Origin of the sequence: Pseudoalteromonas sp. AOP7-A1-14, assembly GCF_052376275.1 — a bacterium.
GTDB lineage: Bacteria > Pseudomonadota > Gammaproteobacteria > Enterobacterales > Alteromonadaceae > Pseudoalteromonas.
The window spans coordinates 1-15,435 of the sequence record NZ_JBQSVO010000090.1; the positions used below are offsets into that span (position 1 = coordinate 1).

Below are 15,435 nucleotides of genomic sequence, written 5' to 3' on the forward strand. Positions count from 1 at the left end.
AAACAGGCCAAAATAGCCTGTTATTTTTACTAACTGAGTAAATTGATCAAATACTGCAACGTTTATAGTTACGGTATTTCGGTAGCCAATAGTTACGGTCAATAGCAGCCCAAAGCATATCATCACTTATCTCAAGTGCGACGCCTTCTTCAATAGCTTTTTTAGCAACAGCAAAAGCTATACGCTTACTAAGTGTTTCAATTTCAGCCAAAGCAGGCAATAAACTACCTAAACCAGAGTTTGCAAGCGGTGATGACTCGGCCAGCATTTCACTAGAAACCATCAGCATTGCATCAGTAATTCGTTTCGCTTTGGCGGCAATAACTCCTAAACCTATACCCGGGAAAATATAGCTATTATTGCATTGTGGTATAGGAAAAGTTTCACCGTTATATTCAACCGGTGCAAATGGGCTACCTGTAGCTATCAGTGCTTTGCCGTCCGTCCACTTAATAACATCTTCGGGCAATGCTTCGACTTGCTTTGAAGGGTTGCTAAGCGGGAAAATAATTGGTTTTTCACAGCCATTATGCATAGCCCGGATAACTTGCTCGGTAAATAAACCAGGTTGACCTGACACCCCAATTAAAATATCCGGCTCTGCGCAATGCATTACATCTAATAGAGAGGCGTATTCACCACTGTAAGTCCAATCGGTAAGTTTATCGGTAGGTTGTGCCAATGATTGTTGGAAATCACGAAGTCCGAGCATACCGTCTGTTAATAAGCCAAAACGATCGACCATGAATATTTGACTACGCGCTTGTGCATCCGTTGCACCTTCAAATACCATTTGACTAACAATTTGTTCAGCAATACCACAACCTGCAGAGCCGGCACCAACAAAAACTACTTTTTGGTCGCAAAGACGCTGATTTTTAACTCGACATGCGGCCAGCAATGACCCTACGGTAACTGCAGCAGTACCTTGAATATCATCATTAAAACTACAAATCTCGTTACGGTAGCGCTTTAATAATGGCATTGCATTAGGTTGAGCAAAATCTTCAAACTGGAGTAATACGTTTGGCCAGCGGCGTTTCACGGCTTGAATAAATAAGTCTAAAAATTCATCATATTCGTCTTGGCTAATACGCTTGTGCCGCGCGCCCATGTACATCGGATCGTTAAGTAGCTTCTCGTTATTGGTACCCACATCAAGCATCATTGGCAGCGTATACGCTGGGCTAATACCACCACAGGCGGTATAAAGCGATAGCTTACCAATAGGGATCCCCATACCACCAATACCTTGATCCCCAAGGCCTAAAATACGCTCGCCATCAGTTACCACAATAACCTTTACTTTGCCTTTTGTAGCATTGCGTAAAATATCATCTATATGAAAACGGTCTTCGTACGAAATAAATAAGCCTCGAGCACTACGATAAATATCTGAAAACTTCTCACAAGCGTCACCTACCGTTGGGGTGTAGATAATCGGCATCATTTCGTCGATATGATCGCGTACTAATCGATAGTATAAGGTTTCGTTATTATCTTGAATTGCACGCAAGTAAATGTGCTTGTTTAAGTTATCACTAAAGCTTGAGTATTGCTGATAGCAACGTTCGACTTGTTCTTCGATGGTTTCAAAGCGTGGCGGTAAAAGCCCCGCTAAATTAAAGTTTTCACGTTCTTGCTTGCTAAATGCGCTGCCTTTATTTAAAAGAGGAGTCTCAATTAAACCAGGGCCTGAATGATGGATATAAAGATAGTTCGGATCGGTTTTTGTAGTCATAATTCCAAGCTTAACGATGTCTTGTATGTGTGATCTGTCATTATTACTGCCTATGATAAAAATGCAATGACATTCAATCTTGTCAGACCAATTGAAAGTTAAAAAAGCACGCGAAATATCATCGCATAGAACTTAATTATACCTGATTACAATAGCTTGAACCAGCGTCAAGCTATTGCTTTACTGTAGGTACTAGTTAGTCGTTTTTTGTTCACTTAATTCGCTCAGCGCGACCCCTTCACGACGGGGATCTGCCCCGCCATACAGCTTGCCATTGATCACTTCTACACTGTGTAAGCCTGAATTTAAATCGACAATACGCACAGTGTGACCCCGTTTACTAAGTGCTTTAGCGGCATTAACAATCTCAGTAGCTTTTTCAAGGCTAGTGTAATTATTTCGATTAGTGATTCTAGGCAAATCAATCGCTTGCTGTGCACTCAATTTCCAATCTAGTACACCAATAACCACTTGTGACACATAATTAATTATACGACTTCCACCAGGAGAACCAACCACAAGGCGTAAGCTTCCATCTTTATTAAATACCATTACCGGTGACATTGAACTGCGCGGGCGTTTACCTGCTTCAACACGGTTAGCCATTAATTTTCCGTTTTTGCTTGGTGATAATGCAAAGTCAGTAAGCTGATTATTTAAAATATATCCATTGACCATAACGGTTGATCCAAATGCCATTTCTATTGAACTGGTCATCGACACCGCATTACCGTCGCTATCCACAATGGATACATGACTTGTTGAAGGGAGTTCATAGGCATCGTCTATTGCGTAGCTAAGTTTTACTCTTGGCTCACCGGCTGTTGCATGGGTGTCTTTTTCTGTGATTAATTGCGACCGCTGTTTAATGTAGTCAACTGCAAGTAATTCTTCAGTGGGAATATCAGCAAAAGCAGGATCGCCCATATATACGTTACGATCGGCAAATGCCAGACGCGAGGCTTGCGTAAAATAATGCAGAGCTTGCTCTTCATTTGGCTGATACTGAGCCATATTTTTTTCTTCAAGCAAAGCGAGTATTTGTAATACCGCAACTCCTCCACTACTTGGTGGTGCCATAGAGCATACTTTGTATTGATGATAAGGCGTACATACTGCATCGCGTTGCTGACTTTGGTAGTTTGCTAAATCGTTGAGCGCAAGCTTACCGGGTACAACCTGTGAATTTTGTACCGCATGAACCATTTGTTTAGCGTTACTTCCTTTATAAAACGCATCAATGCCCTGTGCGGCGATATCGCGGTATAAATTTGCTAATGGCGGGTTCTTTTTAAGCGACCCAATAGCAATAGCTTTTCCGTCAGGAAAAAAGTAATCGCGGATAACAGGTAGCTTAGTCACTCCAGGGTTTATCTGCTTAGCAAGTAATGAGTGTAGACGTGGTGATATCACAAAGCCTTGATCGGCAAGTTTTATTGCTGGCGCAAAAAGCTCTGCCCACTCAAGTTTACCGTATTGTTTATGTGCGCTTGCAAAAGCATGTAACACACCAGGCACACCAACTGAACGTCCACCGACAACTGCTTCAATCCACTTTACAGCCTTACCGTGTTTATTTAAAAAGAGTGTTTCGTCAGCGTTACTTGGCGCGGTCTCACGGCCATCAAAGCTAGTTAACTGCTGATTTTTTTTATTATAGACCATCATAAATGTGCCGCCTCCAATTCCCGAGGATTGTGGCTCCACTAAGGTTAATACCAGCTGCGTAGCAATAGCAGCATCAACTGCGCTACCGCCTTTTTCAAGTATCGTACGACCAGCTTTTGCGGCATATGGATTGGCGGCGGCTACGACATAATCGTTACCCATCACTTGATGTTTTATTTGATGGCCGGTAGCGGCTTCAGGTTCACGAACTTCGCGAGGTTGCTGCGCTGTATTTGCAAGTAAAGTACAAGAAAAGAAGCTCAGCGTAATAAGGGGGTTTAGTTTACAAAGCATAGGACTATTTATATTAAGCAATCATATTGGCATCTTAAAGTTAAACGGGCACAATATGCAAAGTTTTGCTTTAAAATAAGAACAAAATGTTCAATCTTCCATTGCAGCCACGTTATATTTTACCGCCATTGTGCTTAATGTTAATAAGTACACTATTTGCTTTGTTGCAATTAAATGATGTTCTAGAGTTTAACCGCTCACTTGTTGAAAGTGGCGAATACTTGCGTATCGTATCTAGTCAATTTGTACATGCTAATTGGCCACATTTAGCGCTGAACTGTGCGGGCATACTACTCATTTGGGCTCTGCACGCAGAGCACACTACACCGCTTCGTTATACTTTTAATGTTTTGTTTTTAGCTACTTGGTGCGGCCTCGGTATAACGCTATTTTGCCCTGATATAAAGACTTATACGGGCTTAAGTGCGCTGTTACATGGCGTAATTATTTGGGGTGCTGTTAAAGATATTTGTATCGGCTATCGTACAGGCGTGCTTTTATTTATCGGCGTATGGATCAAAATACTATTAGAACAAATAAACGGTCCTAGTGCAGATATAGTAAAACTTATTAATTCGAACGTGGCTATTGATGCGCATTTAATTGGCGCTATTGGTGGCTTGTTATTAGCGTTACCCTTATTAATAACTTACTTTAGATCAAAAAAAACGCCAAGCTAATGCATGGCGTTTTTTGTTTGCTTTTTAAAGACTTTCTTTAAATAACTTATAAATGCGACGATATTCATCTAACCAGCTTGAGGGCTGCACAAAACCATGTGGCTCGACTGGAAAAATAGCCGTTTCAAAGTTTTCTTTTTCAAGTTCAATTAAACGTTGTACTAACCGTACTGAATCTTGAAAAAATACATTATCATCAACCATTGGCGCGTTTATCAATAAGCGATTTTTAAGTCCCTCAGCAAAATAAATCGGCGAGCTTCGCTCATAGGCAATCGGATCAACATCTGGGTGGTTTAAGATATTTGCTGTGTAAGGACCGTTATAGTGTGCCCAATCAGTTACAGGACGAAGCGCAGCACCCGCTTGGAATAGATCAGGCTCGGTAAATAGTGCCATAAACGTCATAAAGCCACCATAAGAACCGCCATACGTACCTATTGAGCCCGTATCAACATTAGCGTTTTGTTCCATCCAGCTAACACCATCAACTAAATCCTGTGTTTCCGGAGTGCCCATTTGGCGATAAATCGCAGTACGCCAATCACGGCCATAGCCTTTTGATGCGCGGTAATCCATATCCATGACTACATAACCTTCAGAGGCTAAGAGTGAATGAAACATAAATTCGCGAAAGTAAGCAGACCAACCCATGTGCGAGTTTTGTAAATAGCCTGCCCCATGGTTGAAAATGACTGCTTTACGGTTTTTACCACTTTCACCTTCAACGTAGTCCGCTGGATAATATACTTTTGCATAAATAGGTTGCTCAGTATGACTCGATGGCACAGCAACAATTTTAGGGGCAATTAGCTGTTTAGCTAAAAACTCATCAGATACCATATTCGTTAGTTGCGTCGCTTGCGTGTTCGCTTTCGCATCAGCAACGTATAACTCTGGCGGCGACATTATTTTTGAATGAGTTAATAACAGCTTGGTTTGATCTGGACTTAACTGATAATCGGTCATGCCGTTTAGATCAGTCACTTGTTGCGATTCACCATTATTTGGATTCACACGGAAAATTTCGTATAGGCCAGGATGCTCAACATTGGCTTTATAATAAATTGCACTATCGTCATCTGCCAGCGTTAAATTAGATACAACAAACTGACCTTTAGTTAGCTGTGTAGCGTCTGCATCTAATGGCTTTTTATAAATATGACTATAACCTGTTTCCTCAGATAAATAATACAAGGTGTCGCTATTATTTAACCATCCAAAATCATTGTAGGTGTAATTAACCCAGGCATCATCATGTAAACGGTGCTGCGAAACAAGTTCATTACTTGTCGTATCTACAGTTGCTAACCAGCGATCTTTATTATCCCAAGCCTCTAGCATTAAAGCCACTTGGCTACCCTCATCATTCCAAACAATGGCGCTTTGAGACCACCCCCAATCCATTATTAGGTTGATAGCACGAGGCGCTTCTTCAGATTTATACGTTTTACCTTCACGTTTATAGTTTTCTTTTTTTACAGCAGCAAGTACGTCTTCGTCATAGCCGGGTAAAGTATCAAATGAAAGTGTTTTTTTACTTTGGTTTTCAAGGTCGATATAAATAACTTCTGAAGTGATTGGCTTTTCATCAGCAACACGACGACGTGCTTTTTCAGCTTTAACACCGGCATCTGCTTTTATATAATTTGGCATAATATCGGTATCATCACGCCATAGACGCTTTTCAGTTACTACGACAACTAACGCTTTACCATTTGGTGAAAGCTGTACATCAGCGATTTTATTGCCTTCACCCAGATAAAATTGCGCATTGGCAATTGAACTGTTTTTCTCATTAATTTGCTCTTTACGTGCTTGTTTATCTTTATTATTTTTATGAGTAAGCGCAATATAGTCAATCAGCTTATGTTGTTCTTTGGCAATATAAGTAGAGGGCTCTTGGATACCCTTTGGCGCATTACTTAAGTGTAACTTTACCAGTTCAATTTGTTGGCCTGTTGCAAGGTCAACTTTATAAAAAGTATTTCCTTCACGAAACGCTAAACTGCCGTCATTTAAAAACTGTGGCTTTGATTGCTTGGTACTGTCTTGAGTAATTTGTTTAATTACACCTGTTTGACTGTTTTTGACAAAAATATTGCCTTCAAACTCATAAGCTTGTTGTTTTTTATCTCTAGAATAGACAGATTTTTTTGCACCTAACGTATGCAATTTATTAAGTTCAACTTGCTCTGCTTGCTTCGAATCTATTGCTTGACTAAACAAGTCATATAATTCATTACCTTGCTGCTTACGTGCATAAATAATTGTGGCTGAATCCGCAGCCCAAAAAGCTTTTTCTGCTTGGCGACCTAACCAGTCTGGATGAGCCATTGCTTGTTCGAGGGTTATTTCTGCTGAGCCAGTATCTGCTGGGGTGGTAACTACAGAGGCAACATTTGCTGTAGGTTGCTCTTTAGTCGTTGAGGCGGTAGTTTGACAGCCTGCTAACATAAAGCTTGCTGCAACGCTTAGCGCAACGAGCGTTTTATTAGCCGTAATTGGTAAAGTCATAATGCTTCTTTAAGGTAATTATAATTTCCCTAATTTAACCAGAAGCAGCTATGTAATAGCAATTATTTCAGACAGACAGCCAAACTTTGCTGTTTAATAACCAAGTTATTTTAGTGAAATATCTAACCACACCATGCGGTGATCAGATGAAGCATTACGATCTTTAATTAATCTAAATAATTCACTGTCTTTAGGTGGCCAAAAAACCCCGCCTTGGTGAATTTTTATCCCTTCTTTTGAAGGGAGTACATAATCTACGCGGGCTTGCCAAAAAGCGGTATAACGTGCGCCATAGCTCTGTGGGTAACTAAGTTTAGCCCCTTTACTTTGTGGTGCATAAGTGGCATTTATTAACGGGTGCTTTAATAATTGGTCAGTTGTATCTGGGCGTTTTTTATCCCCTTCAGGAGCGGCATTAAGATCCCCTACAACCACGAATCGAGAATTAGCCTTTAACCCCCCATGCACGCCTTTATCATCATAAAGGTAATCAGCGTTTGCAACATAGTCTGCTATCAAACGTACTTCATCATGGTTTCGAATGCCATTTCGATCTTCTTCGCCATCAAAAACGGGGGGCGTTGGATGGGATGCAATTAAATGTAGCGTTTTACCTTTTATAGAGATTGGTATATCCCAAAATGATTTTGAGCTCAGCCTTAACGCTTGCCACTCTTGTGCTGAATACCAGTTATCTCCTGTTTTGGGATCTACAGGGACTCCCGCATTAGGCATATCTTTATTTTTAAATTTTTGTAATGTACGCACTTTACTTACATCAATGGGAAAACGAGAAAGTACAGCCATACCATAATGGCCTTCAAAAAAACCAAAGCCTTGTGCATCTGCTTTTATGCCAGTGTTTTTGCCATTATTATCAAGATCAAATGCGGTAGCCAGCCCAGTATTGACCGGAGCAATAAACGTATAAGGGTAATTTATCGTGGGTTGCTTTTGTTGGCTAACCTGTAAGTAGTGATGTTTAAAATAATCGATACCGCTACTTTGCTCAATATAGTCAAACTCATTAAGTAAAATGATATCTGGACGTACGCGCTGGATAATCTCAGCTATATTTCTGATTTGCTGATGGTCTTCTTTAAGCGCTGTAGATAGCGAATCAGCTTTAATCTCTTGAGGATTATTAGCATAATTAGTGGCATCCATACTAACATTAAATGTTGCTACACGGATGCTATCAGCTGCAAAACTAGGATTAGTTATAAATAATGCAGCTAATATTGAGTAAGGTAATTTCATTAGATAAACCCATCTAAAATAAGAAGTAATATGACACTACTGACTACTATCCATAATAATATAGCCATTATAAATGGCTTTATCCCGGCATTTTTTAAAACATGCAATGATAAGCCACTACCAATTAAAAATAGCGTCATCACTAACAGCTCTTTAGCCAGAACATTAAAAACACCCCAAACTACATGATAGTCAGGCAAGTAAGTATTGATCAATGCAGCAGCTAAAAAGCCAACAATAAAAAGCGGAATACTGGCCTTTTCATCAGAGCGCCAAAACATGCCAGCCAATGACGTATAAGGAATTATCCACATCGCTCTGGTAAGCTTAACCGTCGTGGCAATGCTTAGAGCTGCTGCACCATAAGTAGCAGACGCTCCCACGACACTACTGGTATCGTGAATAGCAAGCGCTGCCCACATACCAAATTGCTCTTGGCTCAATTCTAAATAATGGCCAATACTTGGAAATAACAGTAAGCCAACGCCATTAAGTAAAAATACAATGCCCAGTGCAACCGCAACTTCATGATCTTTTGCTTTGATAACGGGTGCCATAGCAGCAATGGCACTGCCACCACATATCGCCGTACCAAATGAAATTAACACACCCGTATTACGGTTTAGCTTAAATACCTGCGTAAGTATTTCACCTAAACCAATAATGGCAGTAATACTGACAATAGTTAGCACTAAAGAGCTACGGCCAACTTCTATTACCTGATTAAAATCAACCGAGAAACCTAATCCCACAACAGCTAATTTAAGCATCCATTTACTGGCCTTTTGACTTAGCTCTGTAAATGGGTTGCCGATCGTTAAAGCAAATAAAGCACCTACGATCAAGGCTGTACCTGATCCAACTATTGGTAACGCACAGAGTAAGAATAGGCCTATAAATAGTGGTTTTTTAATCATATTTAGGTTAGCCATTTTACACCTAACGTTTAAACTCGAGTAACACAATATGCTACAAGTGTAGTCACAAAAATGAGGGAATATTTTGCGTTTGCATATTTCTTTTAATTTTTAGCACGGTAACGTTGTAATAAAAAACCGAGTTAAGCTCGGCTCTTTCTATTAGTTAAGAGTTAACGCTTTACTAGTGGCCGCAACTCCGGGGTAATCTTTTTCTAGAAGTATCTCAGCCATTTCAGCTAACCGCTCACCTAACTGATGTAGATTATTTGCTGAAACATTTATATGGCCCATTTTACGACCAGGCTTAGCTACTTTGCCATACCAGTGACTAGTCACATCGGGTGTAGTCAGTACATTTACTGGAATGCTTGATTGACCCAGTACGTTTATCATTGCACTTACTCGTTGAAGCTCAGTATTACCAAGAGGTAAACCCGCAACAGCACGCATATGATTCTCAAATTGAGAACAGTGAGTACCTTGTTGAGTCCAATGTCCTGAGTTATGAACGCGAGGCGCAATTTCATTAACTAATAGTTGCCCTTGAACATCAAAAAACTCAATTGCAAGCACACCTACATAATTAAGCTCGTTAGCAAGCTTATTAAAGGCGTCTTGTGCTTGGTGCTCAATTGTCCATTTTTCTTTACCTGCAACTGATAACGTAAGTACACCATTAGTATGCTGATTTTCGGTAAGTGGATAAATAGCCGTATTACCGTGCTTATCTCGAACACCAATTATTGAAACCTCCCGATCAAACGGGATCATCTTTTCAGCAATAATAGTATGCGGGGCGGCGTCGGTACCTGAGGTTATAAAATCGGCCATTTCAGACCAAATTTGTGGTATTTGATCATCCGACTTAAGACGCCACTGCCCTTTGCCATCGTAACCAGCTTGACAGGTTTTAATTACGAGAGGCTTGCCTAGTTTTTCAACAGCATCAATAAGATGCTGCTTTTGAGTGATCAACTGATAAGGCGCACATTCAACATTCGTTTTATCAAGTAATGCTTTTTCAAGCGCGCGGTCACCTCCGGTTTTAATTGCGGCTTTACCAGGGTAAAACTTATTACTCTCGCAACAAAGCGTTAGTACATCATCCGGTATGTGCTCAAACTCAGCAGTAATCGAATCAGCTTCAGCAATAGCTTGTTGTAAAGTTGTGCTATAAACCTCTCCTGTCAACGGATGCATAATTTTTTTGCTGCCGACATCATAAGCAACCACATTTAAATCTAAAGGCGCGCCAGCAAGGCTCATCATTCGTGCAAGTTGTCCTGCACCTAAAATTAAAATATTCATATTATTCTGCAGGATTTGGGTTTGCTAAAATTGTCTCAGTTTGCTCTTTACGGAATGCTTCAACTTTGGCAAAAAGATCAGGTTGCTGACAACCTAAAATCTGTGCAGCTAGTAAGCCCGCATTTGCAGCCCCTGCTTCACCAATAGCCAATGTACCTACAGCAACGCCTTTTGGCATTTGGCAAATAGACAATAATGAATCAACCCCATTTAAGGTTTTTGATTTTACTGGCACACCTAATACGGGTAATGAGGTAAAAGCTGCGGCCATTCCCGGTAAGTGAGCAGCGCCGCCAGCACCTGCGATAATGACTTTAATACCGCGTTCTGCAGCAGAGCTTGCATAGTCAGCTAATAATTGAGGAGTACGATGCGCTGAAACAACTTTGGTTTCATAATCAATACCAAACTTTTCTAGCATTAACACCGCATGTTCCATGGTCGGCCAATCTGATTTAGAACCCATAATAATGCCAACAGTCATAAATACTCCTCAGTAAATAAATTTATAAAGCAATTGCGGACTTTTGTCCTTATTTAATGGCGAGCATTATACACGGATAACTAACCAAAGTGCGACTTTCAGGCAATAAAAAAGCCATGACATACATGGCTTTTAGTAAATTACAAACGGTTAAGTCGTTCAGCTTTCTTTAGATGCTAAGTACTCAGAATATGTACCACTAAAATCAATTACTTTACCATCTTTAATTTCCCAAATGCGGGTCGCTACAGATGAAACAAATTGGCGGTCATGAGAGACAAATAATAAAGTGCCTTCATATGCTTCTAAAGCTAGGTTAAGTGCTTCAATTGATTCCATATCCATATGGTTTGTCGGCTCATCCATCAATAAGATATTTGGCTTATGCATCATAATTTTACCAAACAACATACGGCCTTGCTCACCTCCTGAAATTACCTTCACTGATTTTTTAATATCGTTTTGTGAAAACAACATACGGCCCAGGAAGCTACGTACAACTTGTTCGTCATCACCCTCTTGTTGCCATTGCTCCATCCACTGGAACAAATTCATATCTTTTTCAAAATCACTCGCATGATCTTGTGCGTAATAACCAATGTTTGCATTGTCAGACCATTTGTACTCACCTTGCTTAGGCGCTAATTTTCCAGCCAGAGTATTTAATAATGTCGTTTTACCAACACCATTTTCACCAATGATAGCAATACGTTCACCCACTTCAACAAGCCCTTCAAGGCCTGAGAATAACGTTTCTTCAAATCCTTGGCTGAAGTTAGTTATTTCTAATGCGTTACGAAATAGCTGCTTTTCTTGTTCAAAGCGTATAAATGGTGTTTGACGTGAAGAAGCTTTAACTTCATCTAATTGAATTTTGTCTATTCTTTTTGCTCGCGATGTGGCTTGTTTAGCTTTTGAAGCATTAGCAGAAAAACGTGAAACAAACTGTTGAAGCTCGGCAATTTGATTTTTCTTCTTAGCGTTTTCACTGAGTAAACGTTCACGCGCTTGAGTTGCTGCAAACATGTACTCATCATAGTTACCTGGATAAATACGCAGCTCACCATAATCAATATCTGCCATGTCCGTACAGACCGAGTTTAGGAAGTGACGGTCATGAGAAATAATAATCATCGTGCAATCACGTTGATTCAATACATCTTCAAGCCATTTGATAGTATAAATATCTAAGTTATTGGTGGGCTCATCAAGTAACATGATATCTGGATCTGAGAATAATACCTGTGCTAACAGCACTCGTAATTTAAAACCCGGTGCTATTTCAGACATTGGGCCAAAATGCTGTTCAGTGCCAATACCAACACCAATTAACAACTCACCCGCTTTTGCCTCTGCCGAATAACCATCCATCTCAGCGAACTCGGTTTCAAGATCAGCGACTTTCATGCCGTCCTCTTCACTCATTTCAGGTAAGCTATAAATACGGTCGCGTTCTTGTTTAATGGCCCAAAGCTCTTTATGCCCCATGATCACTGTATCAATAACCGAATACTCTTCATAAGCAAACTGATCTTGATTAAGTTTTGCGACACGCTCATTAGGATCAGTACTAACATTACCCGCTGATGGCTCAAGCTCGCCGCTTAGGATTTTCATGAATGTGGACTTGCCACAGCCGTTTGCACCTATTAAACCGTAACGGTTTCCTTCACCAAACTTAGCAGAGATATTTTCAAATAAAGGTTTAGCACCAAATTGCATGGTGATGTTAGCTGTACTTATAATAGCGGTACCCTCCAACGGGTAAAAACAAAATAATATTGCGCGCAATTTTAAACTAAACCACTGCGTCATGCCATGAAAGATTAGCTTAAGCACATATAACAAATAAAAAATAAAATTTTGCGATTCACAAAATAGCTTCTACACTTAATGAGCGTGCTCATAAATTAAAATGAGCGCAGTCATTTTTTATTTTATAATTAAAATACAAGGAGATATAAAATGAAAAAGAAAGAACAAACGCGGGAACGTATATTACAACATGCTTGGCAATTATTCACTAATAACGGTTACGAGAACACCTCGACACGAGAAATATCACAATCAGTAGGGATTGCGACTGGCACTTTGTTTAGCCACTTTGAAGTGAAGCTGGATATTTTACACGATTGCCTAAAGACACGATTTGAAGCAGTTGTTAAGCAAGCAAAAGAAACAGACTTTCATCGTTCAGCACGTATGAAGATAACCCACTACGGCCAGTATTTTTTTCAATTTTATTGTCAGCACTTAGCATTCTACCGACTACTGTTTAGTAATAAACTTTTCACCGATGGTTTTCAACAGCAGCAAGTTGCTTTGATGCGCGAATTAGTATTTGCCGACCAACCACAATTTAATAAAGTAAAAGCCGCTATCTTACTCGACTGCTATTTCATGACACTACTTTATGGATTATCAGAGCAAGAACCTACAACTAAATTAATGCTACATACATTGAGTCAAAAGGTTTCATTACTTTAAACGCTTATTTTCCATGAATGGACAGTGCAACAAACAATAAAAAACCACAAAATTGTAAATAATGCTAAGAGCAGATATTGCCTTAAGCGTTAACTACTTTGTACCAAACTGACCAACATTCTGACTTAAGAACCAAATACAATTATATACTAATCGACTTCCCTTTTATTAAATGTTTTTAAGAGCAACTCCGCTTTTATAAATAAAATACAATTTAGTATGATGTGTTCTTTTGGTGTGTGTAAGTCGTATTAAAGTAGCTTTTCCCATATCTTATTATTAAAAGTAAAACCTAACTTTTTGAGTAACGCAATACACGCAGCATTACCTGGTTTTACATCTGCATACACCGTGTTTATTTGATAGGCATGATGCTTAACCGTTTTAGATAATAATATGCTCACTGCCTTATGCATTATTCCCTTACCAAAAAACTCAGGGGCTAACTCAAACCCAACATAAGCACTTTGTGCCGCTTTATTTATATTAAATAGCCCTATACTTCCGACTACTTGCCCTGTTAAGTTAAATACAATAACAAAACGTGAGCCTTCTAGTTTATAGGCACGTTCAATATCACCTTGAATTAAGTCTCTTACATCCCCTTTAGTGATTGTCAGTGGGTAATCGTTAAATTCTTGTACCAATGGGTTTTGTAAGATATCCCAAATAGCTTGGCAATCTTTATGGGAAACAAGTCGGAGGGAAATATCTGTCAACCCTGACATTTCATGCTGCACAATAAATTCTTCGTTTTTCTTTATGAACAACGAATATTGGCTTATCATAGCGCTACTTTCAAGAAAATAATAAGCTAATATGAGCGACGAATTTGAAGTAATTCAACCTACAACCACTGTTTATTGCCCCAACCGTGGAGAAGGCTGGACACTCACGGGGATCACCTCAATTGATGAATTTACATCAGTCATGTTTGATGGTGTAAGATACACCCTGCCAGCACGAGAAATTATCGAAGAGCTACTACCAAATCAAATAGCACGAAGTGCAAAGTAATCATAACAAAAATACAGCTTTCAAAAAGCCAGTACTCGCTGGCTTTTAAATTTGCGGTGGAAAATTAGGTTTAGTACTTACGGCCCACCTTATGGCATGTTGTTATATTTTTCTACTCTGTTTTTAATTAGATTTAATACAGAGCTGTGGAAATCATCCAACACATAATTAGCCCATAACGAACCATACCAATTTACTTTTGATGTCATTCTATAATTTGTAGTTAATGACAAATAAGCTACACCGTCAATAAGCTTAAGATCATACGAGCCGCTTTGAACATCAAAGTATTTATCACCTACCACGATATGAGTATCTAGCTCTGCGATACTCATAGACTTTTGATCTACAATAACTTCGTACGCCAATTTTTTGTTAACCTCTAGTTCAGTGATCTTTTCTTGAAAGTGAACACCTCGCTCCCAATGCAGCTCTCTTAGACCACCAACCTTTAACTCAGTAGTTGTAGCTGATAGTGGCTTAGGAATTCCAATAAAGTGAGATAAATTCCACGGTAATTCCTCTGGCTGTATATCTTGTATATTAGGTATTCCAGCCCATACTTGATCTAATGGTGCATTTATAGCAATCGTGTTACTTGAAGAATAAAATAAAGTCGGTGACTCTAAAGGCCTTTCAATTGGTGCGATAATAAGAGGCAAAATAGCAAAGCATGAAGCAACACCTGCATTAGTTTTTTCACAGTAATTTTTTCTTACATAACCTGCAACATATCCCCCCAAAGAAGACAATGGTAGATATAATGGTAACAACATAACTATACAAATTATTGTTTCCCATGCTAGTAAAATCGAAATAAGAGACCAACCTATAACAGGGAGCCAAGGATGTAATAATATGATTTTTTTATTTAAAGCCTGTTCTTTTGTAAGAAAAAGTACCGTTATAATTCCGACTGAAATAGGAAAAATAACTAACATTGCAATTGATACAAACTCTAAAAAGTTAACTGAATATTTTTCACCAATCGAAAACAGGTAATAAAATATAATTGCATATATAATTCCTCCCAAAAAACCAGCGATGCTACCTCGATAA

Annotated in this window: 13 protein-coding genes; 3 read left to right on the forward strand and 10 right to left on the reverse strand. The window is 39.3% G+C overall.

What is annotated here, in order from left to right:
• Positions 1 to 46: 46 nt before the first annotated feature.
• Complete coding sequence (locus ACT3RM_RS13305; RefSeq protein ID WP_441834801.1) at positions 47 to 1,741, reverse strand: NAD-dependent malic enzyme; 1,695 nt, start codon at positions 1,739 to 1,741, stop codon at positions 47 to 49.
• Between the two features lie 192 nt (positions 1,742 to 1,933).
• A complete protein-coding gene (ggt, locus tag ACT3RM_RS13310; protein ID WP_441834800.1) occupies positions 1,934 to 3,703 on the reverse strand; it encodes a gamma-glutamyltransferase in 1,770 nt (589 codons plus the stop codon).
• An 86-nt stretch (positions 3,704 to 3,789) separates the two neighbouring features.
• On the opposite strand from ggt, the gene rrtA reads away from it, so the two are divergent.
• Positions 3,790 to 4,383 (forward strand): rhombosortase, encoded by a 594-nt coding sequence (gene rrtA, locus ACT3RM_RS13315; RefSeq protein WP_441834799.1) that lies wholly within the window; start codon positions 3,790 to 3,792, stop codon positions 4,381 to 4,383.
• A 24-nt stretch (positions 4,384 to 4,407) separates the two neighbouring features.
• Here the strand turns inward: rrtA and ACT3RM_RS13320 are convergent, their stop codons facing one another.
• From ACT3RM_RS13320 to ACT3RM_RS13345, 6 genes are all read right to left on the reverse strand, one after another.
• The gene (locus ACT3RM_RS13320) at positions 4,408 to 6,900 is read right to left on the reverse strand and encodes a prolyl oligopeptidase family serine peptidase (RefSeq protein WP_441834798.1); all 2,493 of its coding nucleotides are present in this window, start codon (positions 6,898 to 6,900) and stop codon (positions 4,408 to 4,410) included.
• A 105-nt stretch (positions 6,901 to 7,005) separates the two neighbouring features.
• Positions 7,006 to 8,160: an endonuclease/exonuclease/phosphatase family protein gene (locus tag ACT3RM_RS13325; protein ID WP_441834797.1), complete on the reverse strand. Its 1,155-nt coding sequence runs from the start codon at positions 8,158 to 8,160 to the stop codon at positions 7,006 to 7,008.
• On the reverse strand, positions 8,160 to 9,092 hold the full coding sequence (locus ACT3RM_RS13330) for a YeiH family protein (protein WP_441834796.1): 933 nt from the start codon (positions 9,090 to 9,092) through the stop codon (positions 8,160 to 8,162). Before ACT3RM_RS13330 ends, ACT3RM_RS13325 begins: the two co-directional genes overlap by 1 nt.
• A gap of 147 nt (positions 9,093 to 9,239) precedes the next feature.
• Positions 9,240 to 10,388, reverse strand: coding sequence for a 5-(carboxyamino)imidazole ribonucleotide synthase (locus ACT3RM_RS13335; protein WP_441834795.1), 1,149 nt, complete (start codon positions 10,386 to 10,388; stop codon positions 9,240 to 9,242).
• 1 nt (position 10,389) lies between these two features.
• On the reverse strand, positions 10,390 to 10,872 hold the full coding sequence (gene purE / locus ACT3RM_RS13340; RefSeq protein WP_441834794.1) for a 5-(carboxyamino)imidazole ribonucleotide mutase: 483 nt from the start codon (positions 10,870 to 10,872) through the stop codon (positions 10,390 to 10,392).
• Between the two features lie 159 nt (positions 10,873 to 11,031).
• Positions 11,032 to 12,618: an ABC-F family ATPase gene (locus ACT3RM_RS13345; protein ID WP_441834802.1), complete on the reverse strand. Its 1,587-nt coding sequence runs from the start codon at positions 12,616 to 12,618 to the stop codon at positions 11,032 to 11,034.
• A gap of 219 nt (positions 12,619 to 12,837) precedes the next feature.
• Here ACT3RM_RS13345 and ACT3RM_RS13350 point away from each other — a divergent pair, with 219 nt between their 5' ends.
• Positions 12,838 to 13,359 (forward strand): TetR/AcrR family transcriptional regulator, encoded by a 522-nt coding sequence (locus tag ACT3RM_RS13350; RefSeq protein ID WP_441834793.1) that lies wholly within the window; start codon positions 12,838 to 12,840, stop codon positions 13,357 to 13,359.
• A 251-nt stretch (positions 13,360 to 13,610) separates the two neighbouring features.
• Here the strand turns inward: ACT3RM_RS13350 and ACT3RM_RS13355 are convergent, their stop codons facing one another.
• A complete protein-coding gene (locus ACT3RM_RS13355; protein WP_441834792.1) occupies positions 13,611 to 14,147 on the reverse strand; it encodes a GNAT family N-acetyltransferase in 537 nt (178 codons plus the stop codon).
• A 31-nt stretch (positions 14,148 to 14,178) separates the two neighbouring features.
• Between ACT3RM_RS13355 and ACT3RM_RS13360 the strand changes: the two genes are divergently transcribed.
• The gene (locus tag ACT3RM_RS13360) at positions 14,179 to 14,376 is read left to right on the forward strand and encodes a hypothetical protein (RefSeq protein ID WP_441834791.1); all 198 of its coding nucleotides are present in this window, start codon (positions 14,179 to 14,181) and stop codon (positions 14,374 to 14,376) included.
• Positions 14,377 to 14,465: 89 nt separating this feature from the next.
• On the opposite strand, the gene ACT3RM_RS13365 is transcribed toward ACT3RM_RS13360, so the two are convergent.
• The coding region (locus tag ACT3RM_RS13365; protein WP_441996842.1) for a hypothetical protein at positions 14,466 to 15,435 on the reverse strand (970 nt) is incomplete at its 5' end.